This window comes from Streptomyces sp. NPDC086023, assembly GCF_044540325.1.
Taxonomy (GTDB): domain Bacteria; phylum Actinomycetota; class Actinomycetes; order Streptomycetales; family Streptomycetaceae; genus Streptomyces.
The window spans coordinates 1-26,527 of record NZ_JBITRX010000013.1 but is presented as its reverse complement, the minus strand read 5'-3'; the positions used below and the strand labels follow the sequence as shown (position 1 = coordinate 26,527).

Sequence of the window (26,527 nt, the reverse complement as noted above, 5' to 3'; positions counted from 1 at the left end):
CCGGGAAGGGCGCGAAGTGTACGTTTCCTCCATACCCTCCTCCGGAAATGTACGGACCCTCCATGCCCTCCACCGACCCGCGACCCCGCCGCCCGGAGACCGCTACCGGCCGCCTGGCGGCCGGCCACCAGGCGACCGGCCAACGGGCCGGGGACGAGGCGCACCCGGGGCCGGGGCCCGGCGGTGAGGGAACGCCGGTGGCCCTGGCGGCCCTGCTCGGGGACCAGGGGCTCGGGCTGCGGCACGCGGCCGGCGGCACGGGGGCGGAGGTGTACGGCGTCCACGCCTCCGAGATGGCCGACCCCTCCCCGTACCTCCTGGGCGGGGAACTGCTGCTCACCGCGGGCCAGGAGCTGGGCCCGGGCCCCGGCGCCTACGCCGGGTACGTCGCCCGGCTGGCCGCGGCGGGCGTGGCGGCGCTCGGCTTCGGCGTGGCGCCGGTGCACGAGGTGGTGCCCGAGGGACTCGTACGGGCCTGCGCCGAGCAGGGGCTGCCGCTGGTGGAGGTGCCGGCCGGCACGCCCTTCACCGCCGTGGCCCGCGCGGTGTGGCGGCTGATGGCCGAGGCCCGGACGCGGGAGCTGCGCCGGGTCACGGAGGCCCAGCAGGCCCTGGCCTCCGCCGCCGCCCGCCCGGACCCGGTCCCGTCGGTGCTCCGCCGCCTGTCGGCGACGCTGGACGGCTGGTCCGCGGTGTACCTCCCGGAGGGACCGCAGCCGGCCGGTACCGGCACACCGGAGCCCCCGGGCGTACCGGGCACCCGGGGCGGCGCGGGCGTCCCGGCCGGGCCCGGGCCCGGGCCCGGCGTCTCCGCCCTCCCGGACGCCTCCGGCACGGCCGGCAGCCCGGGCGGCGCGCCCGCGGCTTCGGGGTTCCGCCCCGGCGGCGGGCGGTACGGCCGGGCCGTGCACGGTGCCGGGAACGTGCCCGGGGACGAGGTGGTGGCGGCCCTGGAGGTACTGGTCGCGCGGGTGGCGTCCGGGGCCGTGGCGACCGCCGGCGAGACCGTCGCCGGTGCGCACCTGGCCGCGTACGCGCTGGGCAGCCCGGGTGGTGCCGGGTCCGCGGCGCCGGAGGCGCGTACCGGTCGCGGCGCCGGCGCCCCGCGGGCGGTGCTCGCGATCGCCTCCCCGCGGCGGCGGGCCGGGGACCACACCATCGCCGGGGTCGCGGCCGTACTGCTCACGCTGCTGACCGCGCGGCCCGCGACCGGCGGGGCCGAGGCCGCGGCCCTCGTCCGGCTGCTGCTCGGCGCAAGTGCCGCGGACGCCCTCGGCCCCGGTGCCCGGACCGTCGTCCACGCGCACGGCGCCGGCGACCCGGCCGCCCTCGCCCGTGCCCTCGGCACCGCGCTCTACGCTGCCGACGGCCCGTACGTACGCCTGCTCACCGATCAGCCGCCGGCCCCGCAGCCGGGCTGGCGGCTCGGCGTCAGCGCCCCCGCCGGGCCGGACGCGCTGGCCGTCGCGGAGGCCCAGGCCGCCCGCGCCCTGGAACGGGCCGAGAGCGCCCGTACCCCCCTGGCCCGGCACACCGACACCGGCCTGGCCGGCCTGGTCGGCGCCGCCGAGGCCCGCGCACACGCCGAGGCACTCCTCGGCCCCCTGAGCCCCGCGCTGCGCGACACGCTGCGCGGCTGGCTGGCCCATCACGGCAGCTGGGACCGCACGGCCGCCGCCCTGGGCGTGCACCGCAACACGGTCCGCCAGCGCGTGTCCCGGGCCGCCGCGCTGCTGGGCCGGGACCTGGACGACGCGGACACCCGGATGGAGCTGTGGTTCGCCCTGCGCACGGCGTCGGGGGTGGGCGGCCACCTCGAAGCCGGCGCCCGGGACGCCGGCGGGGCCGACGGCGCCGGAAGCCCTTAGGCCGGCCGACGGAGGCGCGGAGCAGACCGGCGCTCTGCGCCTTCCGGCCGGGGCACGGGCACCCACACGGTCGACCGGCTCCGAGTCGGCCCGTGGGGCAGGCCCGTACCGAGGTGCTCGCGCCCCACCGGCCTCAGATGTCGATCACGCGGTACGCGATCGTGTAGACCCCGCCGGAGCCCTCCAGCGAGCGGTACTGGATCTCCGCGCCGGCCTCGCTGCCGGTGGCCAGGGTGGCGCCGAGCTTGTCGTCGCCGCTGGTCGAGTCGTAGTCCCACAGGGTCATCGTGCGGGCCTGCTCCTTGCCGAGGACCAGCGCCGCGTTGCCGTTGCCGTCGGTCAGCGAGCGGACGTAGTTCGTGCCCATGGTCTGGTACTTGGCGGTGCCCGGCCAGACCTTCACCTGGTTGCCGTTGGCGTCGGTGATCTTCAGGTACGCCTCGTCGTGGTCGCCCTCGCTCTGCTGGTGGCAGGTGAGCTGCAGCAGCTCGATGCGCACGTAGTCGATCGGCTCGGCCTGCGCGGTCCCGGCCCCGACGGCCAGGGCCCCCAGGCCCAGCCACGCGGCGGCGGCCACCCGCGCGGCCCCCTTCATCGCGCGGCGGGTCATCGCGGTGCGCTGCGTGCTCGTGTTCATGTCGTACTCCCCCGTTTTCGGTTCCTTCGCACCGGGGCGCTCCCCGGCACGACCCTTACGTTGCCCGCCCGGACGCCCCCGGCTCTACGCGCGTTCCGCTGAGCGGAACGCGCTCCCGGGACGGCCGTACGATCGCGGCGTGAAGATCACGTACGAGTGGCGGGGCGAGGTCGACGACGCCGCGCTGAACGCCCTGCACGCCGACGGCTTCGGCCACCCCGTCGACCGCACGGAATGGCGCGAACGCCTGCTGCGGCACAGCCTCGGCTGGGTGTGCGCACGGGAGGACGGCGCGCTGGTTGGCTTCGTCAACGTCGCCTGGGACGGCGGCGCCCACGCGTTCGTCCTCGACACCGTGGTCTCCGGCCGCCACCGGTCGCGCGGCATCGGCGCAGCCCTGCTCCGGGCCGCCGCCGACGGAGCCCGCACGGCCGGCTGCGCATGGCTGCACGTCGACTTCGAGCCCCACCTGCGCCCGTTCTACCTGGCCGCCTGCGGCTTCCGGGAAACACCGGCCGGCCTACTGGCCCTGTAGCCCCGCCCACCCGGTACGCGGGCCGGCGCGCCGGCGCCCTCAGAGCCGCGCCACCGGCGGGAGGCGGACCGCGCCCGGGCCCCGGGACAGGGCCCGGGTGATCGCCAGGCCCGCTTCGGCCACCGCGTGGGCCAGGGCGTCGAGGGAGCGGCCGGCCCGGACCAGGCCGGCCAGTGCCGCGACGGGGCGGCCGTCGGGCGCCCGTACCGGCACCGCCGCGCAGACCACCTCGTCCATGACGTCCTCCCGGTCCAGCACCGGACCGGTGCTCCGCGGGCCGCGCAGGGCCTTCCCGGCGGCGGTGTCCAGCAGGAAGCTCACCCCGTCCCGTACCGGCACCAGAGGCTCCACCTCCCCAGGCACCGAGCTGACGGTCAGCGCCAGGTCGTCCCGCATCACGGCCAGCACCGCGCTCGCCCCCGTCGCGCCGCGCAGCCGGTGCAGCGGCAGCCGCGCGGCGGCCCGCAGGCCCGGGTGCGGCTGCCACCCCTGCCCGAGCCGGAACATCTGCGGCCCCACCCGGTACCGCGCACCCCGCCGCTCCACCGCGCCGACCGCCACCAGCTGGTCCAGCAGCCGGTGCACGGTGCCCTTCGGCACCCCGCAGGTCACCGCCAGCTCCGTCACCCCGGCCTCGTCCCCGTGCAGGCGCAGCGCCTCCAGCAGCGCGAACGCCCCCTCCAGCACCCCGCGGCCCGGCGTGGAGGTGCCGGCTCTGCCCACCGTGTCCGTCCCCATGTCAGTCCCCCCGATCACGTCGTACGGCTCGCCCCCGGGCCCCCGGCCCGCAGGCACCGCAGCAGGATGCCGGGCCCCCCGCCCGGCGGCGAAAGCTTTCGGGCCGTGTCCCGGAAGCCATGCGGATCCGGTGCCTCCCCCCGCCGGCCCGCCTGTACCGCACGTCACGTCCCGCCCCGCCGGCCCCTCCCGGCGCGGCTCTGGACAGGGCGGACAACTCGCCGGTAACTTAATCTGAGGATCTGAGCAAGCGCTTAGCCACGGGCGGCGGACCGCCCCGACGGAGGGAGGCGGCCGTGCGCCGTACGGTGTTCAACGAGGACCACGAGGCATTCCGGGAGACCATCCGGGCCTTCATCGAGGCCGAGGTCGTCCCGGTCTACGACGAGTGGTTCGCGGCCGGCCAGGCGCCGCGCGACTTCTACTACAAGCTCGGCGAGCTCGGCATCTTCGGCATCAACGTCCCCGAGGAGTTCGGCGGCGCGGGCCTGGACACCCACAAGTTCGAGGCCGTCCTGTACGAGGAGACCGCCCGCGCGGGCGTGAACTTCGGCGGCTCCGGCGTGCACGTGCTGCTCGCCCTCCCGTACATCAAGATGCTCGCCTCCGACGAGCAGAAGAAGCGCTACCTGCCGAACTTCGTCTCCGGCGAGGAGATGTGGGCCCTCGCGATGACCGAGCCGGGCACCGGCTCCGACGTCGCGGGCATGAAGACCACCGCCAAGCTCTCCGAGGACGGCACGCACTACGTCCTCAACGGCGCCAAGACCTTCATCACCGGTGGCGTCCACGCCGACCGCGTGATCGTCTGCGCCCGCACCTCCGCCCCGCGCGAGGACGACCGCCGCTTCGGCATCTCCCTCTTCGCCGTGGACACCAAGTCCGAGGGCTACTCGATCGGCCGCAAGCTCGACAAGCTCGGCCTGCGCACCTCCGACACCGCCGAGCTGGCCTTCGTCGACGTCAAGGTCCCGGTCGAGGACCTGCTCGGCGAGGAAGGCAAGGGCTTCTACTACCTCGGCCACAACCTGGCCTCCGAGCGCTGGGGCATCGCCTTCGGCGCCTACGCCCAGGCCCAGGCCGCCATCCGGTTCGCCCAGCAGTACGTGACCGACCGCACCGTCTTCGGCAAGCCGGTCGCCCACTTCCAGAACACCAAGTTCGAGCTGGCCGCCTGCCAGGCCGAGGCGGACGCCGCCCAGGCCGTCGCCGACCGCGCCCTGGAGGCGCTGGACGCCCACGAGCTGACCCCGGCCGAGGCCGCCTCCGCCAAGCTGTTCTGCACCGAGGTCGCGCACCGCGTCATCGACCGCTGCCTCCAGCTGCACGGCGGCTACGGCTACATGAACGAGTACCCGATCGCCCGCCTGTACGCCGACAACCGCGTCAACCGCATCTACGGCGGCACCAGCGAGATCATGAAGTCGATCATCGCCAAGTCGATGGGCCTGTAACCCACTTGGCCGAGTCCGATATGAACGCGGCACTCGCCGATCTCCTCGATCTGCTCGACCTCGAGCAGATCGAGGAGAACATCTTCCGCGGCACCAGCCGGACCTCCCTGGTGCCGCGCGTGTTCGGCGGCCAGGTCGCGGCGCAGGCGCTGGTCGCGGCCGGCCGCACGGTGCCCGCCGACCGTACGGCGCACTCGCTGCACTCGTACTTCCTGCGCCCCGGCGACCCCGGCGCGCCCATCGTCTACTCGGTGGACCGGATCCGTGACGGGCGGTCCTTCACCACCCGCCGGGTGGTCGCCGTCCAGCACGGCAACCCGATCTTCCACCTCTCCGCGTCCTTCCAGACGTACGAGGAGGGGCTGGAGCACCAGGCGCCGATGCCGCCCGCCCCGGATCCGGAGACCCTGCCCACGGCCGCCGAGGCGCTCCCGCACTACCGCGAGGTCTTCCGCGACTCCGGCACGGTGGAGCGGCTGCTGGAGGCGCGCGGCGCGGTGGACCTCCGGTACGCGACCACCCCGCCCTGGGGCACCGTCGGCGAACCCCTCGACCCGCACTCCCAGGTGTGGTTCCGCACGGCCGGCAAGCTGGCGGACGACCCGATGCTGCACATCTGCCTGGCCACCTACGTGTCGGACATGACGCTGCTCGACTCGGTGCTGCTCGCGCACGGCCGCGGCGGCTGGGCCGTCGGCGACGTGGTCGGGGCCTCGCTGGACCACGCGATGTGGTTCCACCGGCCGTTCCGGGCCGACGAGTGGCTGCTCTACGACCAGGAGTCGCCCTCGGCCCACGGCGGCCGCGGCCTGGGCCAGGCCCGCATCTACACCCAGGACGGGCAGCTGGCCGTCACGGTCATCCAGGAGGGCGTCGTCCGCGTCCCGCGCTGACTAGAGGCTGCCGGGCGGCGCGACCCACATGGTGGGCTGCCCGGTGGCCCGGGCCACCGTCTCGAAGTCGGCGTCGTAGTGCAGCACGGTGAGACCGTTCAGCTCCGCGGCAGCTGCCACGAGGAGATCGACGGGCCCGGCGCTGCGGTGCTCTCCCCGATCCGTGAGCAACCTCTGGACGCGTTTGGCACGCCGGAACACTTCGTCTTGTATGGGCACCCAGTTGAAGAGCTCACCCAGGAGTTCCTCCTTCTCCAACCGGTCGCCAAGGGACCGCGCCGAAAACAGGAGCTCAAGCTCAGTGATGTCGCACAGCGCGACGACGCCCTCCGCGAGGTGATCGCTCCATTCGGCTCTCGCCTGCTTGTTGGTCATGAGGCGGGCCGCCGCGGAGGTGTCGACCAGATACGTGACCGGACTCACCGCCGGTAGTTCCTCTTGTCCAGGAGGACGTCGAAGTCGCCCCGCTCGCCCATCTCCACCAGCCGCTCGAGAGCCCGGAGCCGTCGGTGGCGCTTGGCCACCTCGCGCAGGGCGGCGTTGACGGTGTCCTTCTTCGTCTTGGTCCCCAGTATCGAGGCGGCCTCGCTCAGCGCTTCGTCGTCGACCTCCACGTAAAGGTTGGACATCTTCGGCATCGCCATATCCTCCTTGAGGCATCTCCATATGAAGGATATGGCGGCGCCGAAGCGGGGGACAAGCGCCTCCACCCGGACGGGCTACGCCTCCGACAGCCCCGCCACGTCCAGGAGGTACGCCACCATCGGGTCGTAGTAGCGCGGGTCGCGCACGTGGTCGTCCAGGGGGACCACGACCTGGAGGGTGCCCTCCGCCTCGCCGAGGAAGAGCGCCGGGTCGTTGCAGTCCGCGTACCCGACGGAGTCGAGCCCGCGCTGTCCCGCGCAGCCCGCCCAGCCGTGGTCCGCGACGACCAGGTCCGGCTGCGGGCGCCCCTCGGCGGCCAGGCCGTCGAGGATCGCGGCCATCGGCTCCGGCGAGTGGGTGTGCCACAGGGTGGCCCCGCGCTCCAGGACCGCGACGTCGGCGAACTGCCACACCTGCGCCTCGTCCGCGTGCAGCCCCGAGGGGATCACCACGATCTCGCAGCCCGCGGCGCGCAGCGCGGCGGCCGTGGCCCGGTGGACGTCGAGCAGGCCGCCGGGGTGCCCGGTGGCGAGCAGGACGCTCTGCCGGTCGACGGCGGCCTTGCGCAGCCGCGCGGCCAGCCGGTCGAGGGCGTCGACGGTCAGCTCGGGGTCGATGGTGTCCTGCCCGTACCGGTGCCCGGGGTCGTCGACGACGCCGCACCGCTCCGCCATCACGGCCAGTACGTCCTGCTCGTCCGTCCAGCGGTCCCCCAGCTCCAGGCCCAGCCAGTAGTGGCGGTCGCCGTTGGCGAGCTTGCGGTAGTGGCTGAGGTTGTTGTCGCGGGGCGTGGCGACGTCACCGGCGATCCGCGTGCGGACGAGGTGGTCGACGAGTTCGGCTCGGCTGGGTATCGGCATGGGGATCATTCTGCCGCCGCCGGGGCGCCCGCGCGGGCGGAGTTCCGCCAGGCGGACGGGCGCCGCTGCCGGCCGGGGCGGCCGAACGGTGCGACGGCGGCCCCGTGCGCAGGACGCGGTGCCCGGCGACGTCAGCCGGACAGTGCGGCGAAGGCCCCGTGCGCGAGCCGGCGCAGCAGCGATTCGGTCGCCTCGCGGCCGAGCGGCCCCAGGTGGGGCGTGGAGTTCAGCAGGCCGAAGACGGCGTGGACGGCCACCCGGACCTCCGCCTCGGCGACCTGGGGGTGCAGCTTGCTGACGACCTCGACCCACAGCTCGACGTACTGGCGCTGGAGCTGGCGGACCAGCTTGCGGTCGGTGTCGCGCAGCCGGTCCAGCTCCCGGTCGTGCAGGGTGATCAGCGGCCGGTCGTCGAGTGCGAAGTCGATGTGCCCGTCGATGAGGGAGGCGAGTACGAGGCCCGGGTCCCCGTCCGCCTCGGCCACCCGGTAGCGGCCGCCGGTCAGCAGCCGCTCGCTGATGCCCACCAGCAGCTCGGCGAGCATCGCGTCCTTGCCCGCGAAGTGGCGGTAGAGGCCGGGGCCGGAGATGCCCACGGCGGCCCCTATCTCGTCCACGCCGACGCCGTGGAACCCGCGCTCGGCGAAGAGGCGAGCGGCCTCTTTGAGGATCTGCTCGCGACGGGTCGGGGCGGCGGCTCGGGTGCTCATGGGAATTCATTCTAGACAGGGCTGTTAGCGCTCGTTAACCTTTGGGGAAACGCGTTAACGCTCATTAACCGAGCAAGGGAGCTCGAGGGATGCAGCAGGCACCAGTGCTGGCGAGCGCCGCCGATCCGGCGTCCGAAGCCTGGCGGACCAACGAGGCCGCCCACCAGGAGCTGACGGAGGGCCTGCGGGCCCGGCTCGCGGCCGCCAGGGAAGGCGGCGGCGAGAAGGCCCGCGCCAAGCACACCGCGCGCGGGAAGCTCCTGCCGCGCGACCGGGTGGACACCCTCCTCGACCCCGGTTCGCCCTTCCTGGAGCTGGCCCCGCTGGCCGCCGAGGAGATGTACGGCGGGGCCGCCCCGGCCGCCGGCGTGATCGCCGGCATCGGGCGGGTCAGCGGCCGCGAGTGCGTGATCGTCGCGAACGACGCCACGGTCAAGGGCGGCACGTACTACCCGATGACCGTCAAGAAGCACCTGCGCGCGCAGGAGGTGGCGCTGGAGAACCGGCTGCCCTGCCTCTACCTCGTCGACTCCGGCGGCGCCTTCCTGCCCATGCAGGACGAGGTCTTCCCGGACCGCGAGCACTTCGGGCGGATCTTCTACAACCAGGCCCGCATGTCCGGCGCCGGCATCCCGCAGATCGCGGCCGTGCTCGGCTCCTGCACCGCGGGCGGCGCGTACGTCCCGGCCATGAGCGACGAGGCCGTGATCGTCCGCAACCAGGGCACGATCTTCCTGGGCGGCCCGCCGCTGGTGAAGGCCGCCACCGGCGAGGTGGTCACGGCCGAGGAGCTGGGCGGCGGCGAGGTCCACTCGCGCACCTCCGGCGTCACCGACCACCTGGCCGAGGACGACGCCCACGCGCTGCGGATCGTGCGCAACATCGTGGCCACCCTCCCCGAGCGCGGCCCGCTGCCCTGGCCGGTCGAGACCCCCGAGGAGCCGAAGGTCGACCCGGCCGGGCTGTACGGCGCGGTTCCGGTGGACTCCCGCACCCCGTACGACGCCCGCGAGATCATCGCGCGGATCGTGGACGGCTCCCGCTTCCAGGAGTTCAAGGCCGAGTACGGCCAGACCCTGGTCACCGGCTTCGCCCGGATCCACGGCCACCCGGTCGGCATCGTCGCGAACAACGGCATCCTGTTCTCCGAGTCCGCCCAGAAGGGCGCGCACTTCATCGAGCTGTGCGACCAGCGCGGCATCCCGCTGCTGTTCCTCCAGAACATCTCCGGATTCATGGTCGGCCGCGACTACGAGGCGGGCGGCATCGCCAAGCACGGCGCCAAGATGGTGACGGCCGTGGCCTGCACCCGCGTGCCGAAGCTGACGGTCGTCGTCGGCGGCTCCTACGGCGCGGGCAACTACTCGATGTGCGGCCGCGCGTACTCGCCCCGCTTCCTGTGGATGTGGCCCAACGCCAAGATCTCCGTGATGGGCGGCGAGCAGGCCGCGTCCGTGCTGGCCACGGTCAAGCGCGACCAGCTGGAGGCCCGCGGCGAGTACTGGTCGCAGGACGACGAGGAGACCTTCAAGGACCCCGTCCGCGCCCAGTACGAGGAGCAGGGCAACGCCTACTACGCCACCGCCCGCCTGTGGGACGACGGCGTGATCGACCCCATGGAGACCCGGCAGGTGCTGGGACTCGCCCTGACCGCCTGCGCCAACGCCCCGCTGGGTGAGCCCGGCTTCGGCATCTTCCGGATGTGAGGACCGTGACCACGAGCAGCATGTTTTCCACCGTTCTCGTCGCCAACCGCGGCGAGATCGCCGTCCGCGTCATCCGCACCCTGCGGGAGCTGGGCGTGCGGTCGGTGGCCGTGTTCAGCGACGCCGACGCCGACGCGAAGCACGTGCGCGAGGCCGACACGGCCGTCCGCATCGGCCCGGCCGCGGCCGCCGAGAGCTACCTCTCGGTCCCGAAGCTGATCGACGCGGCCCGGCGTACGGGCGCCCAGGCGGTCCACCCGGGGTACGGCTTCCTCGCGGAGAACGCCGTCTTCGCGGCGGCCTGCGCCGAGGCGGGCCTCGCCTTCATCGGGCCGCCGGCCGAGGCGATCTCCCTGATGGGCGACAAGATCCGGGCCAAGGAGACGGTGAAGGCCGCGGGCGTCCCCGTGGTGCCCGGCTCCTCGGGCAGCGGGCTCACCGACGCCGAACTGACCGACGCCGCGCGGGAGATCGGCATGCCGGTGCTGCTCAAGCCCTCAGCGGGCGGCGGCGGCAAGGGCATGCGGCTGGTGCGGGACGAGGCGGTGCTGGGCGAGGAGATCGCCGCGGCGCGCCGCGAGGCCCGCTCCTCCTTCGGGGACGACACGCTGCTGGTCGAGCGGTGGATCGACCGCCCCCGGCACATCGAGATCCAGGTGCTGGCCGACGGCCACGGGAACGTGGTGCACCTCGGCGAGCGCGAGTGCTCGCTGCAGCGCCGGCACCAGAAGGTGGTCGAGGAGGCGCCCTCGGTGCTGCTGACCCCGGAGATCCGGGCCGCGATGGGCGAGGCGGCGGTCTCCGCGGCCCGCTCCTGCGGGTACGTCGGCGCGGGCACGGTGGAGTTCATCGTCCCGGGCGGGGACCCCTCCTCGTACTACTTCATGGAGATGAACACCCGTCTCCAGGTCGAGCACCCTGTCACCGAGCTGGTCACCGGCCTCGACCTGGTCGAGCAGCAGCTCCGGGTGGCGGCGGGCGGGCGGCTCGGCCTCACCCAGGACGAGGTGGTCCTCACCGGCCACGCCATCGAGGCCCGGGTCTGCGCGGAGGACCCCTCCCGGGGCTTCCTCCCGTCGGGCGGCCGGGTGCTCTCGCTGGCCGAGCCCTCGGGCGGCACGGTCCGTACCGACTCCGGCCTGACGGCCGGGGTGGACGTGGGCAGCACGTACGACCCGATGCTCTCCAAGGTGATCGCCTGGGGCGCGGACCGCGCCGCGGCCATCCGCTCGCTGCGGGCCGCACTCGCGGAAACGGTCATCCTGGGCGTCCCGACGAACACCGGCTTCCTGCGCCGCCTGCTGGCCCACCCGTCGGTGGTCTCGGGCGACATGGACACCGGCCTGGTGGAGCGCGACCTGTCGGGGCTCCTGCCGGAGGGCGTCCCGCCGGAGGTGTACGCGGCCGCGGCCCTGCTGAGCGGCGAGGCCTCCCGGCAGGACGGCACGGGCTGGGTCGACCCGTTCGGCACGGCCAACGGCTGGCGGATGGGCGGCACCCCCGCCTGGACCGTCCGCCACTTCCGCATCCCGGGCCAGGACCCGGCCGAGGTCCGCACCCGCCCGTCCGCGTCCGGCGGCACCGAGGTCCTCCTGCCGGACGCCGCTCCGGTCACCGCCCGCACCGTCCGACTCGCCCCGGACCACGTCACCCTGGAACTGGACGGCGTCACGCACAGGTTCGCGTACGCCGCCTCCCCCGAGGGGACGTGGCTCGGCCGCGACGGCGACTCCTGGCACCTCATCGCCCACGACCCGGTCGAGGCGAGCCTCAGCGGCCGTGCCCACGCGGGCGCCGACACCCTGGCCGCCCCCATGCCCGGCACGGTCACGGTGGTCAAGGTCGCCGTCGGCGACCAGGTGGCCGCCGGCCAGACCCTGCTGGTCGTCGAGGCGATGAAGATGGAGCACGCCATCTCCGCCCCGCACGCCGGAACCGTCACCGAACTGGACGTCACGCCCGGCACCACGGTCGCCATGGACCAGGTCCTGGCCGTGGTCACCCCCGACGAGGCGGAGGAGGAGCGGTGACCGCCACCGGACTGCCCATGGCCGTGCCGGACCCCGGCCTGCCCCCGCGGGTGCGGATCCACGAGGTCGGCGCCCGGGACGGGCTGCAGAACGAGAAGGGCACCGTCCCCACGGAGGTGAAGGCGGAGTTCATCCGCCGGCTCGCCGACGCGGGGCTGACCACCGTCGAGGCCACCAGCTTCGTGCACCCCAAGTGGGTGCCCCAGCTGGCCGACGCCGAGCAGCTGTTCCCGCAGCTCGCGGACCTCGACGGCGTGGCCCTGCCGGTGCTGGTGCCCAACGAGCGCGGCCTGGACCGCGCCCGCGAACTGGGCGCCACCCGCATCGCGGTCTTCGGCTCGGCCACGGAGACCTTCGCGCAGCGCAACCTCAACCGCACCGTCGCGGACTCCCTGGCCATGTTCGAGCCCGTCGTCAGCCGGGCCAAGGCCGACGGGATGCACGTCCGCGGGTACCTCTCGATGTGCTTCGGCGACCCCTGGGAGGGCGCCGTGCCCGTCCCGCAGGTCGTCCGCGTCGCCAAGGCCCTGCTCGACCTGGGCTGCGACGAGCTGAGCCTGGGCGACACCATCGGCGTCGCCACCCCCGGCCACGTACGCGCCCTCCTCGGGGAGCTCAACGCGGCCGGCGTCGGCACCGAGCGCATCGGTGTGCACTTCCACGACACCTACGGCCAGGCCCTGTCGAACACCCTCGCCGCCCTCCAGCACGGCGTCACCACGGTCGACTCCTCCGCGGGCGGCCTGGGCGGCTGCCCGTACGCGAAGAGCGCGACCGGGAACCTCGCGACCGAGGACCTGGTCTGGATGCTCGACGGCCTCGGCGTCGAGACCGGTGTCGACCTCGCCAAGCTCACCGCCACGAGCGTGTGGATGGCAGACCGGCTGGGCCGGCCCAGCCCCTCCCGTACCGTCCGCGCCCTCTCCCACAAGGAGTGACCCACGCCATGTCCCTCGATCACCGGCTCACCCCCGAGCACGAGGAACTCCGCCGCACGGTGGAGGAGTTCGCCCACGACGTCGTCGCCCCCAAGATCGGCGACTTCTACGAGCGCCACGAGTTCCCGTACGAGATCGTCCGCGAGATGGGGCGCATGGGCCTGTTCGGCCTGCCCTTCCCGGAGGAGTACGGCGGCATGGGCGGCGACTACCTCGCGCTGGGCATCGCCCTGGAGGAGCTGGCCCGGGTCGACTCCTCGGTCGCCATCACGCTGGAGGCCGGCGTCTCGCTGGGCGCCATGCCCCTCTACCTCTTCGGCACGGACGAGCAGAAGCGCGAGTGGCTGCCGAAGCTGTGCTCCGGTGAGGCACTGGGCGCGTTCGGCCTGACCGAGCCCGGCGCGGGCAGCGACGCGGGCGGCACCCGCACCACCGCCGTCCGGGACGGCGACGAGTGGGTCATCAACGGCTCGAAGTGCTTCATCACCAACTCCGGCACGGACATCACGGGCCTGGTGACGGTCACCGCGGTGACCGGCCGGAAGCCCGACGGCCGCCCGCTGATCTCCTCGATCATCGTCCCGTCCGGCACCCCGGGCTTCACCGTCGCGGCCCCGTACTCGAAGGTCGGCTGGAACGCCTCGGACACCCGTGAGCTGTCCTTCGACGACGTCCGGGTGCCGGTGGCCAACCTGGTGGGCGAGGAGGGCCGCGGCTACGCCCAGTTCCTGCGCATCCTCGACGAGGGCCGGATCGCCATCGCGGCGCTGGCCACCGGTCTGGCGCAGGGCTGCGTCGACGAGTCGGTGAAGTACGCCAAGGAGCGGCACGCCTTCGGCAAGCCGATCGGCGACAACCAGGCCATCCAGTTCAAGCTGGCCGACATGGAGATGCGCGCCCACATGGCCCGCATCGGCTGGCGTGACGCGGCCTCCCGGCTGGTGGCCGGCGAGCCGTTCAAGAAGGAGGCGGCCATCGCGAAGCTGTACTCCTCCACGGTCGCCGTGGACAACGCCCGGGACGCCACGCAGATCCACGGCGGCTACGGCTTCATGAACGAGTACCCGGTGGCCCGCATGTGGCGCGACTCGAAGATCCTGGAGATCGGCGAGGGCACCAGTGAGGTGCAGCGCATGCTGATCGCCCGGGAGCTGGGCTTCACCGCCTGATCCCGCCCGCTCTCCGGAACGGCCCGTGTCCCCCACACGGGCCGTTTCTGCATATCAATGACCAATATCGCCATTTCGTGACCGTAGTGTGTCACGCGATTTGGGGGTTTTGACTTGCTACGTTCCTCGGCGCGCACCGGCCTCACATCCGAGGAGAACCCGTAGTGATCAGATCCGTGCTGCCGTCCCGGTCCCCCCGCAGGAACCGGCTCAGGACCGCGGTAGTCGCCGCCTCCCTCTTCACCTCCTTCGCCGTCCCCGCGACGGTGGCCGCCAACGCGGCCGCGCTCCAGACCTGTACGACGGCGAACGTGCTCGCCGGGAGCCATTTCGAGATCGACGTCAACGCCAACCTCATCGTCAACGGCGCCAACTGCATCGACTGGCTCAGCGGCGGCACCGGCACCGCGTTCCGGTCCGGCGTCATCGTGAAGAACGACCGCCCCAGCGGTCGCAACGACAACTCGTTCGGCCAGGGTTCGAAGGAGGACGACCCGAACCCGACGATCGTCTTCGGCTCGATCCCGCCCAACAAGAGCGACCTGCTGAACTTCGGCGTGTTCACGGAGGCGGACACGACTCCGAAGTTCCTGGAGCTGTTCTGGCGCCGGATCAACAGCCCCCAGGGCACCACGAACATGGACTTCGAGCTCAACCAGAAGTTCTGCAGCCCGAACGCCACGCCCACCAACTGCGCGAACAACGGGCCCAGCGAGACCGCGACCCCGGTCCGCACCCAGGGCGACAAGCTGATCACGTACGACCTCTCCCAGGGCGGCACGGTCCCGACCATCTCCATCCGGACCTGGAGCGGCACCGCCTGGGGCGGCCCGACGGTCATCACCGGTGGCTCGAACCCCCTCGCGGTGGGCTCCGTCAACAGCAGCACGATCCCCGCGAACCAGGCCGGATCCCTCGGTCAGCTGGACCCCTTCACCTTCGGTGAGGCGGCCATCTCGTTCGACGCGATCTTCCCCCCCGGCAGCGCCTGCACCACCTTCGGTTCGGCGTACGTGAAGAGCCGCTCCTCGGACTCCTTCAACTCCGAGCTGAAGGACTTCATCGACCCGACCCCGGTCCAGATCACGAACTGCGCCTCGCTGATCACCACCGCCTCGGGCCCCGTGACGGTCGGCAGCGCGATCAGCGACACCGCCGTCCTGGGCGGCGTCAGCGCCAACGCGGGCGGCACCCTCACCTTCCGCGCCTACAGCGACGCCCAGTGCACGAACCAGGTCTTCACCGGCGGCTCCGTGGAGACGGTGAACGGCCCCGGCACGTACCACTCGCCGGAGTTCACCCCCACCGCCGTGGGCTCGTACTACTGGACCGCCTCGTACAGCGGCGACGCCAACAACTCCCCGGCCGCCACCTCCTGCGGTGACGCCAACGAGACCAGCGTGGTCGACAAGGCCCGGCCGACGCTCACGACCGTGCTGTCCGACGAGACGGTCACCATCGGCGACTCGGTGACCGACTCCGCCACCCTGAACGGCGCCAGCGCCAACGCGGGCGGCACCGTCACCTACACCGTGTACACGGACATGGCGTGCACGCAGGGCGCCCGTGCCGCCGGCACCGTGAACGTCACCAACGGCGTCATCCCGGACTCGAACTCGCTGCAGTTCAACACCGTGGGCACCTTCTACTGGCAGGCCGTCTACAGCGGTGACGCCAACAACGAGGCCGCGATGAGCCTGTGCGCCTCCGAGCAGCTCGTCGTGGGCCGCGCCGGCGCGACCGTCGCCACCGCACAGGAGTTCTTCCCGCAGGACTCGGTCACCGTCAGCGCCTCCGCGGGCGGCACGCCGACCGGCACGGTCACCTTCCGCCTCTTCGGCCCCGGCGACCTCACCTGCTCCGCGCCGGTCCCGGCGTACGAGGAGGAGAACGTGCCGCTGGTGAACGGTCAGGCGGCCACGAACAACACCACGTTCAGCATCGACACCGCCAACGACGGCGACTACGCCTGGCGCGTCATCTACTCCGGTGACGCCAACCACGAGCCGGCCGCCAGCCCGTGTGCCACGGAGCACTCGACCCTCGAGGTCATCGACCACCCGTAGTACCGGCCGGAACCCGACCCTCAAGAGCTGAACCGCGAGAGGGCCCTCCACCCCGAGTGGAGGGCCCTCTCCGCGTTCCGCGAAAAAGTTAGGCCCCCCTTACCCACAACGGCTGAGGTTAGGCTAACCTACGTCCCGAACCGGCCATCAGGTCGCAAGGACACGTACGAAAGCGGACACCGACATGCCCCAGTCCCGAGCTGCTCACCTCTCCCGCCGCGGCATCCTCGCCGCGGGCGGCGTCCTCGGCCTCGGTGCCGTGCTGGCCGCATGCGGGGACGGCGACAAAAAGGACAAGGGCAACGGCGCCACCACGTCCGACAAGGGCCCCTGGTCCTTTAAGGACGACCGCGGCACGAACGTGACCTCGAAGGCCACCCCGAAGAACATCGTCGCCTTCACCGGCACCGCCGCCGCGCTCCACGACTTCGGCATCCAGGTCAAGGGCGTCTTCGGCCCGACCAAGACCGCCGACGGCAAGCCCGACGTGCAGGCCGGCACCATGGACATCTCCAAGGTCGAGATCCTGGGCAACGTCTGGGGCGAGTTCAACGTCGAGAAGTACGCGGCCCTCAAGCCCGAGCTGCTCGTCACCAACATGTGGATCAAGGACCAGCTCTGGTACGTGCCGGACGAGTCCAAGGACAAGATCCTCAAGCTGGCCCCGAGCGTCGCCCTGTGGGCCGCGGACACCACCATCCCGAAGGTCATCGACCGCCACGCGCAGCTCGCCGCCAGCCTGGGCGCCGACCTGAAGGCCAAGAACGTCACCGACGCCAAGGCCCGCTTCGAGAAGGCCGCCGAGCGCCTGCGCTCCGCCGCCAAGGCCAACCCCGGCCTGAAGATCCTCATCGGTTCCGGCAGCGCCGACCTGTTCTACGTCTCGGCCGCCGGCCCGAACGCCGACACCCGCTACTTCCAGGAGCTGGGCCTGACCTTCATCGAGCCGAAGGTCAACAAGGAGGGCTTCTTCGAGGAGCTGTCCTGGGAGAACGCCGGCAAGTACAAGGCCGACATCATCATCCTGGACAACCGCACCGGCACCCTCCAGCCGAACGACCTGAAGGCCAAGCCCACCTGGGCCCAGCTGCCCGCCGTCAAGGCCGGCCAGGTCTTCCCGCGCGTGACCGAGCCGATCTTCTCGTACGACAAGTGCGCCCCGATCCTGGAGGACCTGGCCGCCGCGATCGAGAAGTCCAAGAAGGTCGGCTGACCCGAGCTCTGAGGGGGACCCACCGCCATGACCGACTTCGGCTTCTTCGAGTTCGAGGTGCTGCGCACGCGCAGGCTCGGACACTCGTTCCTGCGCGTCACGTTCGGCGGTGAGTCCCTCCGGGACTTCCGCTCCGGGGGCTTCGACCAGAGCCTCTCGCTCTTCCTCCCGCAGCCGCACCGGGAGCACACCGAACTCCCCTCCACCGCCGAGGACACCTGGTTCGGCGACTGGCGCGGGATGCCGGAGGAGGAGCGGCCGGTGATGCGCTCGTACACGGTGCGCGAGCAGCGTCGCACCCCCGACGGCGTGGACGAGGTCGACATCGACTTCGTCCTCCACGGGGACTCCTCCCCCGCCTCCCACTGGGCGGGCCGCGCCGTGCCGGGCAGCCGGATCATGGCGATCGGGCCGCTGGTCGCGGAGAACAAGTCGGTGCGCTTCCAGCGCCCGGCGGACGCGGACCTGGTGCTGATGTACGCCGACGAGACCGCCCTCCCGGCGGCCGCGGCCATCCTGGAGCGGCTGCCCGCGGACGTTCGCGTGCGCGCCTGGTTCGAGGTCCCGCACGAGGACGACCGGCTCGCGCTGCCCGCCCCCGCGGACACCGAGATCACCTGGGTGGTGCGGGAGGACCAGGGCTCCGGGCGCGCGGAGCACGTCCTGGCCGCGGCACGGAAGGCCGACCTCCCCGCGGGCACGCCGTACGTCTGGCTCGCCGGAGAGGCGGGCACCGTGCGGTCGGTCCGCCGGCACTTCGTGCAGGAACGTTCCGTCGACCGCAAGTCCGTGCGCTTCACGGGCTACTGGCGCCTCGGCGCGAGCGAGGAGCAGCTGCTGGCGGAGGCCTACGCGGGCCAGGCACCCAGCGAGGACCCCGAGTCCGCGCTGTAGCAGAAGACCCGGCAACTCCCCACCTCACCAAGGCGGTTCACACGCAGGGCCCCGGTTTTCACCGGGGCCCTGCGTGTTTTGCATACAACTAAGGTTAGGCTAACCTTAGTCACGCATCACCGCCCCCGCCCCCCTGCCCCGGAGGACCAGTTCGATGTCGATGCGCCAGCATCTGCTCAACGAGACGACCGCCGCTGACTACCGGCGTTCCGTGACCGAGGGCGTCGAACGCGTGGCCGCGAAACTCGCGTCCACCGAGAAGCCCCACACCGGCATCTCCGTCGACGAACTCACCCCGGTCATCGCGGGCATCGACCTGGACCGCCCCCTCGCCGACCCGGCCGCCGTGCTGGACGAGCTGGAGGACGTCTACCTGCGGGACGCGGTGTACTTCCACCACCCGCGCTACCTGGGCCACCTCAACTGCCCGGTGGTCATCCCCGCCGTGCTCGGCGAGGCGATCCTCTCCGCCGTCAACTCCTCGCTGGACACCTGGGACCAGTCCATCGGCGGCACGCTCATCGAGCGCCGCCTGATCGACTGGACCGCCGGCCGCATCGGCTTCGGCCCGTCCGGCGACGGCGTGTTCACCTCCGGCGGCAGCCAGTCCAACTTCCACGCCCTGCTGCTGGCCCGCGACGAGGCCTGCCGGATCGCGATGCAGAACAGCGACGTCCCGCTCCCCAAGGGGGAACTGCTGCCGAAACTGCGCATCTTCACCTCCGAGGTCAGCCACTTCAGCGTGAAGAAGTCGGCCGCCATGCTCGGCCTGGGCTACGAGGCCGTCATCCCCGTCCCGGTCGACGCCGACAAGCGGATGAACACCGCGGCCCTCGCCCTGGAGCTGGAGAACTGCCGCCGCGACGGGCTGTACCCGATGGCCGTCGTCGCCACCGCCGGCACCACCGACTTCGGGTCCATCGACCCGCTCCCCGAGATCGCCCGCCTGGCCGCCGAGCACGCCACCTGGATGCACGTGGACGCCGCGTACGGCTGCGGACTGCTGGTCTCCCCCACCCGCCGGCACCTCCTCGACGGCATCGAGCTCGCCGACTCGGTCACCGTGGACTACCACAAGTCCTTCTTCCAGCCGGTGTCCTCCAGCGCGATGCTGGTCCGCGACCGCGACACCCTCCAGCACGCCACGTTCTACGCGGACTACCTCAACCCGCGCCGCATGGCCGAGGAGCGGATCCCGAACCAGGTCGACAAGTCCATCCAGACCACCCGCCGGTTCGACGCCCTCAAGCTGTGGATGACCCTGCGCACCATGGGCGCCGACGGCGTCGGCGAGCTCTTCGACCAGGTCGTCTCGCTCGCCTCCGAGGGCTACGAGCTGCTCGCCACCGACCCCCGCTTCGAGGTCGTCGTACGGCCCCAGCTGTCCACCCTGGTCTACCGCTACCTGCCGGCCGACCGCAGCGCCTTCACCGCCGAGCAGATCGACGAGGCCAACCTGCACGCCCGCAAGGCCCTGTTCGCCTCCGGCGAGGCCGTCGTCGCCGGCACCAAGGTCGACGGCGCCCAGTACCTGAAGTTCACCCTCCTCAACCCGCAGACCACGACGGCCGACATCTCGGCCGTCCTCGACCTCCTCGCGTCCCACGCCGAGCAGTACCTGGGAGAATCCCTTGTCCACGCCTCGTGAGCCCCGCCGGCCCCTCGACTTCGTCGGCATCGGCCTCGGCCCGTTCAACCTGGGCCTCGCCTGCCTGACGGCTCCCCTCGACGAGCTGAACGGCCTGTTCATCGAGTCGAAGCCGCACTTCGAGTGGCACGCCGGGATGTTCCTGGACGGCGCGCACCTGCAGACGCCGTTCATGTCGGACCTGGTCACGCTGGCCGACCCGACCTCCCCCTTCTCCTTCCTCAACTACCTGAAGGACAAGGACCGGCTGTACTCCTTCTACATCCGGGAGAACTTCTACCCGCTGCGCACGGAGTACAACGACTACTGCCGCTGGGCCGCCGACCGCCTGGACAACGTCCTGTACTCCACCTCGGTCACCGAGGTCACCTACGACGAGGCCGCGGAGCTGTACGAGGTCCACACGGACCAGGGCGACACCTACACGGCCCGCCGCCTGGTCCTCGGCACCGGCACCCCGCCGCACGTCCCCGACGCCTGCGAGGGCCTGGGCGGCGACTTCATCCACAACTCCGTCTACGTCCAGAACAAGGCGGAGCTCCAGAAGAAGAAGTCGATCACCCTGATCGGCTCGGGCCAGAGCGCGGCGGAGATCTACTACGACCTCCTCTCGGAGATCGACTCCCACGGCTACCAGCTCAACTGGGTGACCCGGTCCCCGCGGTTCTTCCCGCTGGAGTACACCAAGCTCACCCTGGAGATGACCTCCCCGGAGTACGTGGACTACTTCCACGCCCTCCCCGAGGACACCCGCTACCGCCTGGAGACCCAGCAGAAGAACCTCTTCAAGGGCATCGACGGCGACCTCATCAACGAGATCTTCGACCTGCTCTACCAGAAGAAGGTCTCCATGCCGGGCCCCGTCCCGACGACCCTGCTCACCAACACCTCCCTCAACAGCGCCGCGTACGACACCACCAGGGGCACGTACACGCTGGGGCTGCGCCAGGAGGAGCAGGAGCGCGACTTCTCCCTGGCCACGGAGGGCCTGGTGCTGGCCACCGGCTACAAGTACGCCACCCCGGAGTTCCTGGACCCCGTCCGGGACCGCCTGAACTTCGACGGCCGCGGCCGCCTGGACGCCGCCCGCAACTACAGCGTGGACACCACCGGCCGCGGCGTCTACCTGCAGAACGGCACCACCCACAACCACTCCCTCACCTCGCCCGACCTGGGCATGGCGGCGTACCGCAACGCGTACATCGTCGGAGAGCTGCTCGGCCGCGAGCACTACAAGGTCGAGAAGTCCATCGCGTTCCAGCAGTTCACCGCCCCGGAAGGCACCCTCTGATGAGCACCACCCCCGAGATCCTCTTCTCGCGGACGGACGACGCCCTCGGCACGTTCTCGATCCGCCCGCTCGACCCGTTCGCGGACGCCGAGCTGCTGCACGGCTGGGTCACCCACCCCAAGGCCGCGTTCTGGATGATGCAGGACTCCTCCCTGCCGGACGTCGAGCGCGAGTACATGCGGATCGCCGCGGCCGAGCACCACGACGCCTTCATCGGCCTCCACGACGGCGAGCCGGCCTTCCTCATGGAGCGGTACGACCCGAGCGAGCTGGAGCTGGTCGGCCTGTACGACGCCGAGCCCGGCGACGTCGGCATGCACTTCCTCGTCGCCCCGACCGACACCCCGCGGTCCGGCTTCACGCGGGCCGTCATCACCACGGTCATGGCCGCCCTCTTCGACGACGCCGCCACCCGCCGGGTCGTCGTGGAGCCGGACGTCCGCAACAAGGCCGTCCACGCCCTCAACGAGGCGGTCGGGTTCGTCCCCGAGCGCGAGGTCGAGAAGCCGGAGAAGACGGCCCTGCTGTCCTTCTGCACCCGCGCCCGCTTCGAGTCCGCCACCGGCATCTTCGCGGAGGTGTCCCGATGAGCCCCGCCGACGCGATCACCCACCTCTCCCCCGAGCTGTGGCTGCGCGCCAACCGCGCCCTGGTCCGCAAGGCCCTCGCCGAGTTCTCCCACGAGCGCCTGCTGACCCCGGAGTCCCTGGGAGACGACCGCTACTCGGTGGTCTCCGACGACGGCACGGTCGAGTACCACTTCCGGGCCGACCGGCAGGCCCTGGACCACTGGGCGGTGGACGAGGCCACGGTCACCCGCCTGCGCGACGGCGAGCCGCAGCCGCTGGACGCCCTCGACTTCCACATCGAGTTCCAGCAGACGCTTGGCCTGAGCGCGGAGGTCCTCCCGGTCTACCTGGAGGAGATCTCCTCCACCCTGGCCGGCTCCGCCTACAAGTACGCCAAGCCGCAGGTCTCCTCGACCGTCCTCGCCAAGTCCTCCTTCCAGGACATCGAGACCGGCATGACCGAGGGCCACCCCTGCTTCGTCGCCAACAACGGCCGGCTCGGCTTCGGCGTGCACGAGTACCACTCGTACGCCCCGGAGGCCGCGAGCCCGGTCCACCTGATCTGGGCTGCGGCGCACAAGGACGTCTCCACCTTCACCGCGGGCGCCGGCCTGGAGCACGACAGCTTCATGCGCGCGGAGCTGGGCGACGCCGCGGTGGACCTGTTCGCGGCGAAACTGACGTCCCTGGGGCTCGACCCGGCGGACTACCACCTGTTCCCGGTACACCCCTGGCAGTGGTGGAACAAGACCACGGTCACCTTCGCCGCGGAGATCGCCAACCGCCGCCTGGTCCTGCTGGGCGAGGGCGAGGACGCGTACCTGCCGCAGCAGTCGATCCGTACCTTCTTCAACACCACCACCCCCACCAAGCACTACGTCAAGACGGCCATCTCCGTCCTGAACATGGGCTTCATGCGGGGCCTGTCGGCGGCCTACATGGAGGCCACCCCGGCGATCAACGACTGGCTGCACGCGCTGATCGAGTCGGACGAGGTGCTGCGGTCGGTCGACTTCTCGATCATCCGCGAGCGGGCCGCCATCGGCTACCGGCACCTCCAGTACGAGCGCGCCACCGACCGCTACTCGCCGTACCGCAAGATGCTGGCCGCGCTCTGGCGCGAGTCACCCGTGAACTCGCTGGCGGACGGCGAGCGGCTGGCCACGATGGCCTCGCTGCTGCACGTCGACTCGGAGGGCAGGTCCTTCGTCGGCGCCCTCATCGAGGAGTCCGGCCTCACCCCGGCGGAGTGGCTGAAGCCCTACCTGCGGGCCTACCTCCTCCCGCTGGTCCACTGCTTCTACCGGTACGACCTCGCGTACATGCCGCACGGTGAGAACACCATCCTGGTGATCAAGGACGGCGTGGTGCAGCGGGCGATCTTCAAGGACATAGCCGAGGAGATCGTCGTCATGGACGCGGAGGCCGTGCTGCCGCCGCAGGTGGAGCGGATCCGCGCGGACGTCCCGGAGGACATGAAGCTCCTCTCCATCTTCACGGACGTCTTCGACTGCTTCTTCCGCTTCCTCTCCTCGATCCTCGTCACCGAGGGAATCTGCACCGAGGAGACGTTCTGGCGGGCCGTGGCCGACTGCGCCCACGACTACCAGGAGTCCGTGCCGGCCCTGGCCGAGAAGTTCGAGCGGTACGACTTCTTCGCGGCGGAGTTCCAGCTCTCCTGCCTCAACCGCCTCCAGCTGCGCAACAACAAGCAGATGGTCGACCTGTCCGACCCGTCGGCCGCGCTCCAGCTGGTCGGCACGCTGCCCAACCCCGTGGCGCCCTTCGCGCGCCGCTGAGAGCGGGGGGCGGGCCCGCGGAGTCCACCGGCCCTCTCCGCGGGCCCGCCCCCGTGCGTCGCCCGGGCCGGGGTACGGTCCCCCGGCCCGGGGAACGACCGGACCGGCCCCGCCCTACAGCCACGGCACGTCCGGCGAGCGGTAGAAGGCGATGCCCAGCCTGGCCAGGGCGGGGCCCTGGGCGGCCAGGCGGAGGCGGTACGCGTCCCAGGAGAGGGCGGTGGCCGGTGACCAGCCCAGCTCCGCCACCCCGATCACCCGCGGGAACGCCATGTGGTCCAGCTCGGCCGGGGTCGCGATGACCTCCGTCCACAGCGGGGCCTCCACCCCCAGCACCGCCGACTCCGGCACACCCGGCAGGTGCGTGCCCGGGTCCCACTCGTACGCCCGCTTCACCGGCACGTAGCCCGGCCAGCTCAGTCCCGGCTTCGTGGCGGCGTCGTACTTGATGTCGAGGTACGCGCGGTCCGCGGGCGAGACCACGAGCTTCGCGCCCTTCCGCACGGCGGCCGCGACCTGCTCCTTCTCGGCGGCCTTCGTCTTGTCCGTGCCCCACCACTGGAGCACCGCGCCCTGCACCGGCTCCGCGCCCGCCAGCTGGTGCCAGGCCATCACCTTCTTGCCGGTGTCCCCCACGGCCGCCTGGGCCCGGGCCATGAAGGACGCGTACTGGTCGTGCGGGGTGGAGTGGGCCTCGTCGCCGCCGATGTGCAGCCAGCGGCCGGGCGTCAGGGCGGCCACCTCGCGCAGCACGTCGGCCACGAACTCGTACGTCCGTTCCTTGCCGACGCAGAGCGAGCTGAAGCCCACCTTGATGCCGGTGTAGCGGGCGGGCGCGACGCCGGAGCAGTTCAGCTCGGCGTACGAGGCCAGGGCGGCGTTCGTGTGGCCGGGCATGTCGATCTCCGGGACCACCTCCATGTACCGCTCGCCCGCGTAGCGGACCAGGTCCCGGTACTCCTCCTTGGTCCAGTGGCCGCCGGGGCCGCCGCCCACCTCACTGGCCCCGCCGTACGCGGCCAGCCGCGGCCAGGAGTCGACGGCCAGCCGCCAGCCCTGGTCGTCGGTGAGGTGCAGGTGCAGGACGTTGATCTTGTACAGGGCCAGCTGGTCCACGTACCGCTTGACCTGCGCGACGGTGAAGAAGTGCCGCGCGATGTCGACCATCGCCCCCCGGTACCCGAACCTCGGGGCGTCCGAGACCGAGCCGCCCGCCACCACCGGCGCCCCCTCGGCCGGCACCAGCTGCCGCAGCGTCTGCGCCCCGCGGAACAGCCCGGCGGGCCGGTACGCGCTGACGGTCACGCCCTCCCCGTCCGCCTGGAGCCGGTACCCCTCCTCCCCGTACGCGCCCGCTCCCGGGTCCAGCCGCAGCCGCACCCCGCCGGCCGCCCCGGCCGCGTCGGTGCCGCTGACCCGCAGGGGCAGTCCGGTCGCCGGCCGCAGCGCCGCGGCCAGCAGCTCCCCGACGCCCCGCGCCTCGGGGGAGCCCGCGGTGGTGCGGATCACGGTGGCGGCGGTCAGGCGGTACCCGGGGCCGCCGGGGGCGGTACGGGCCGGCGCCGGGACGATCCGCTCGTACGCCGACAGCTCGGCCGGCGGGCCCGGCGCCCCGGCCCCCGAGCCCGCCCGGGCATCCGTGCAGGAGACCGACAGGGCCGCGCAGGCCAGCAGGGCGCCGAGGGCACGCAGGAATCTCATCCGACCAGGTATAGGGCACGGGCCCGCGGTGCCCGGGAAGGACCCCGGACGGACGCGTCGAGTCCATCCACTTGGTCCATACCTGCCGCCCCCTGCCCGAAATCGGGCAGGAATATTGCGTTCCACCCCCTCCAGCCTCCAATATCTACGGGTGCTCGATCGCCGCCCGTCGCATGACGACCTCGTCGACCACCTGGTGCGCAGCACCGCGCTCCAGCGCGGGGAGGCCGCCCGGGTGGTGCTCGACGTGCTGGCGTACTTCGACGAGACGACGGAGGAGTTCGTCCGCCGCCGCCACCGCGAGCTGCAGGCCGGCGGCTCGGTGAACGCGGAGATCTTCGAACGGATCGCGGGCGAGCTCCCACACCGCGCCGTGGCGCCACCGGAGCTGTCGCTCCGGCAGCTGCGCCGCATCGTCTACGGCTGAAACGTCCCTGCCACCAGCGGGCACACCCAGAACTTCGGAGGGGTTAACACTTCATGTGCGGAATCGTCGGTTACATCGGCAAGCGCGACGTGGCTCCGCTGCTGCTCGAAGGACTGCAGCGGCTGGAGTACCGGGGCTACGACTCGGCGGGCATCGTCGTCAACAGCCCCAAGGCGACGGCCCTGAAGGTCGTCAAGGCCAAGGGCCGCGTCCGTGAGCTGGAGTCCCGCGTGCCCAAGCGGTTCGCGGGCACCACCGGCATCGCACACACCCGCTGGGCCACCCACGGCGCGCCCAGCGACGTCAACTCCCACCCGCACCTGGACCCGGAGAACAAGGTCGCCGTCGTCCACAACGGCATCGTCGACAACGCCGCCGAGCTGCGCGCGAAGCTGGAGTCCGAGGGCGTGGTCTTCGCCTCCGAGACCGACACCGAGGTCATCACCCACCTCATCGCCCGCTCCCCGGCCGACTCCCTGGAGGAGAAGGTCCGCGAGGCCGTCAAGCAGATCGAGGGCACCTACGGCATCGCCGTCATGCACGCCGACTTCGCCGACCGCATCGTCGTGGCCCGCAACGGCTCCCCCGTCATCCTCGGCATCGGCGAGAAGGAGATGCTGGTCGCCTCCGACGTGGCCGCACTGATCGCCCACACCCGCCAGGTCGTCACCCTCGAAGACGGCGAGATGGCCACCCTGAAGGCCGACGACTTCCGCACCTACACGACCTCCGGCAC

Annotated in this window: 23 protein-coding genes and 1 pseudogene; 17 read left to right on the top strand and 7 right to left on the bottom strand. The window is 72.0% G+C overall.

The features are described from left to right. Positions 1-62 precede the first annotated feature (62 nt). The gene (locus ACIF6F_RS24560; protein WP_399950292.1) at positions 63-1,868 is read left to right on the top strand and encodes a helix-turn-helix domain-containing protein; all 1,806 of its coding nucleotides are present in this window, start codon (positions 63-65) and stop codon (positions 1,866-1,868) included. 133 nt (positions 1,869-2,001) lie between these two features. Here ACIF6F_RS24560 and ACIF6F_RS24555 read toward each other — a convergent pair whose 3' ends face one another. Continuing rightward, on the bottom strand, positions 2,002-2,505 hold the full coding sequence (locus ACIF6F_RS24555; RefSeq protein WP_399950289.1) for a hypothetical protein: 504 nt from the start codon (positions 2,503-2,505) through the stop codon (positions 2,002-2,004). Positions 2,506-2,644: 139 nt separating this feature from the next. On the opposite strand from ACIF6F_RS24555, the gene ACIF6F_RS24550 reads away from it, so the two are divergent. Next, positions 2,645-3,040 (top strand): GNAT family N-acetyltransferase, encoded by a 396-nt coding sequence (locus ACIF6F_RS24550; protein ID WP_399950286.1) that lies wholly within the window; start codon positions 2,645-2,647, stop codon positions 3,038-3,040. Between the two features lie 39 nt (positions 3,041-3,079). Here the strand turns inward: ACIF6F_RS24550 and ACIF6F_RS24545 are convergent, their stop codons facing one another. After that, entirely contained in the window at positions 3,080-3,778 is a 699-nt protein-coding gene (locus ACIF6F_RS24545; RefSeq protein ID WP_399950283.1) for an IclR family transcriptional regulator, read from the bottom strand. A gap of 296 nt (positions 3,779-4,074) precedes the next feature. Between ACIF6F_RS24545 and ACIF6F_RS24540 the strand changes: the two genes are divergently transcribed. Then, complete coding sequence (locus tag ACIF6F_RS24540) at positions 4,075-5,232, top strand: acyl-CoA dehydrogenase family protein (RefSeq protein ID WP_399950280.1); 1,158 nt, start codon at positions 4,075-4,077, stop codon at positions 5,230-5,232. A 20-nt stretch (positions 5,233-5,252) separates the two neighbouring features. Then, complete coding sequence (tesB, locus tag ACIF6F_RS24535) at positions 5,253-6,125, top strand: acyl-CoA thioesterase II (protein ID WP_399950792.1); 873 nt, start codon at positions 5,253-5,255, stop codon at positions 6,123-6,125. Here the strand turns inward: tesB and ACIF6F_RS24530 are convergent, their stop codons facing one another. The 4 genes from ACIF6F_RS24530 to ACIF6F_RS24515 form a co-directional block, all read right to left on the bottom strand. After that, positions 6,126-6,548, bottom strand: a complete 423-nt coding sequence (locus tag ACIF6F_RS24530) for a PIN domain nuclease (RefSeq protein ID WP_399950277.1) — start codon at positions 6,546-6,548, stop codon at positions 6,126-6,128. Further along, positions 6,545-6,754, bottom strand: a complete 210-nt coding sequence (locus ACIF6F_RS24525; RefSeq protein WP_399950789.1) for a type II toxin-antitoxin system VapB family antitoxin — start codon at positions 6,752-6,754, stop codon at positions 6,545-6,547. The genes ACIF6F_RS24530 and ACIF6F_RS24525 overlap by 4 nt, the downstream gene beginning before the upstream one ends. A gap of 90 nt (positions 6,755-6,844) precedes the next feature. Continuing rightward, positions 6,845-7,630 (bottom strand): phosphatase, encoded by a 786-nt coding sequence (locus ACIF6F_RS24520; protein WP_399950274.1) that lies wholly within the window; start codon positions 7,628-7,630, stop codon positions 6,845-6,847. 131 nt (positions 7,631-7,761) lie between these two features. Continuing rightward, on the bottom strand, positions 7,762-8,340 hold the full coding sequence (locus ACIF6F_RS24515; protein ID WP_399950270.1) for a TetR/AcrR family transcriptional regulator: 579 nt from the start codon (positions 8,338-8,340) through the stop codon (positions 7,762-7,764). Between the two features lie 89 nt (positions 8,341-8,429). On the opposite strand from ACIF6F_RS24515, the gene ACIF6F_RS24510 reads away from it, so the two are divergent. The 11 genes from ACIF6F_RS24510 (at position 8,430) to ACIF6F_RS24460 (ending at position 23,663) form a co-directional block, all read left to right on the top strand. After that, a complete protein-coding gene (locus ACIF6F_RS24510; RefSeq protein ID WP_399950267.1) occupies positions 8,430-10,046 on the top strand; it encodes a carboxyl transferase domain-containing protein in 1,617 nt (538 codons plus the stop codon). Between the two features lie 20 nt (positions 10,047-10,066). Continuing rightward, complete coding sequence (locus ACIF6F_RS24505) at positions 10,067-12,076, top strand: acetyl-CoA carboxylase biotin carboxylase subunit (protein ID WP_399950264.1); 2,010 nt, start codon at positions 10,067-10,069, stop codon at positions 12,074-12,076. A 17-nt stretch (positions 12,077-12,093) separates the two neighbouring features. Further along, entirely contained in the window at positions 12,094-13,014 is a 921-nt protein-coding gene (locus ACIF6F_RS24500) for a hydroxymethylglutaryl-CoA lyase (protein ID WP_399950786.1), read from the top strand. Positions 13,015-13,022: 8 nt separating this feature from the next. Further along, positions 13,023-14,183: an acyl-CoA dehydrogenase family protein gene (locus tag ACIF6F_RS24495; protein WP_399950261.1), complete on the top strand. Its 1,161-nt coding sequence runs from the start codon at positions 13,023-13,025 to the stop codon at positions 14,181-14,183. Between the two features lie 164 nt (positions 14,184-14,347). Beyond that, positions 14,348-16,249 carry a hypothetical protein gene (locus tag ACIF6F_RS24490; RefSeq protein ID WP_399950258.1) on the top strand — a complete coding sequence of 634 codons (1,902 nt, stop codon included), beginning with the start codon at positions 14,348-14,350 and terminating at the stop codon, positions 16,247-16,249. A gap of 184 nt (positions 16,250-16,433) precedes the next feature. Then, entirely contained in the window at positions 16,434-17,462 is a 1,029-nt protein-coding gene (locus ACIF6F_RS24485) for an ABC transporter substrate-binding protein (RefSeq protein ID WP_399950255.1), read from the top strand. A 27-nt stretch (positions 17,463-17,489) separates the two neighbouring features. Next, complete coding sequence (locus ACIF6F_RS24480) at positions 17,490-18,356, top strand: siderophore-interacting protein (RefSeq protein ID WP_399950252.1); 867 nt, start codon at positions 17,490-17,492, stop codon at positions 18,354-18,356. 160 nt (positions 18,357-18,516) lie between these two features. Further along, the gene (locus tag ACIF6F_RS24475) at positions 18,517-20,004 is read left to right on the top strand and encodes a pyridoxal phosphate-dependent decarboxylase family protein (RefSeq protein ID WP_399950783.1); all 1,488 of its coding nucleotides are present in this window, start codon (positions 18,517-18,519) and stop codon (positions 20,002-20,004) included. Beyond that, on the top strand, positions 19,988-21,295 hold the full coding sequence (locus ACIF6F_RS24470; protein ID WP_399950249.1) for a lysine N(6)-hydroxylase/L-ornithine N(5)-oxygenase family protein: 1,308 nt from the start codon (positions 19,988-19,990) through the stop codon (positions 21,293-21,295). The genes ACIF6F_RS24475 and ACIF6F_RS24470 overlap by 17 nt, the downstream gene beginning before the upstream one ends. Beyond that, positions 21,295-21,885 carry a GNAT family N-acetyltransferase gene (locus ACIF6F_RS24465; RefSeq protein ID WP_399950246.1) on the top strand — a complete coding sequence of 197 codons (591 nt, stop codon included), beginning with the start codon at positions 21,295-21,297 and terminating at the stop codon, positions 21,883-21,885. The genes ACIF6F_RS24470 and ACIF6F_RS24465 overlap by 1 nt, the downstream gene beginning before the upstream one ends. Continuing rightward, positions 21,882-23,663 carry an IucA/IucC family protein gene (locus ACIF6F_RS24460; protein ID WP_399950243.1) on the top strand — a complete coding sequence of 594 codons (1,782 nt, stop codon included), beginning with the start codon at positions 21,882-21,884 and terminating at the stop codon, positions 23,661-23,663. The genes ACIF6F_RS24465 and ACIF6F_RS24460 overlap by 4 nt, the downstream gene beginning before the upstream one ends. 114 nt (positions 23,664-23,777) lie before the next feature. On the opposite strand, the gene ACIF6F_RS24455 is transcribed toward ACIF6F_RS24460, so the two are convergent. Continuing rightward, complete coding sequence (locus tag ACIF6F_RS24455) at positions 23,778-25,364, bottom strand: beta-N-acetylhexosaminidase (protein ID WP_399950240.1); 1,587 nt, start codon at positions 25,362-25,364, stop codon at positions 23,778-23,780. Positions 25,365-25,515: 151 nt separating this feature from the next. Here ACIF6F_RS24455 and ACIF6F_RS24450 point away from each other — a divergent pair, with 151 nt between their 5' ends. Both ACIF6F_RS24450 and ACIF6F_RS24445 read left to right on the top strand, forming a co-directional pair. Continuing rightward, positions 25,516-25,791, top strand: a complete 276-nt coding sequence (locus ACIF6F_RS24450) for a hypothetical protein (protein WP_399950237.1) — start codon at positions 25,516-25,518, stop codon at positions 25,789-25,791. Positions 25,792-25,844: 53 nt separating this feature from the next. After that, a pseudogene (locus ACIF6F_RS24445) lies at positions 25,845-26,527 on the top strand (glutamine--fructose-6-phosphate aminotransferase); the annotation flags it as partial.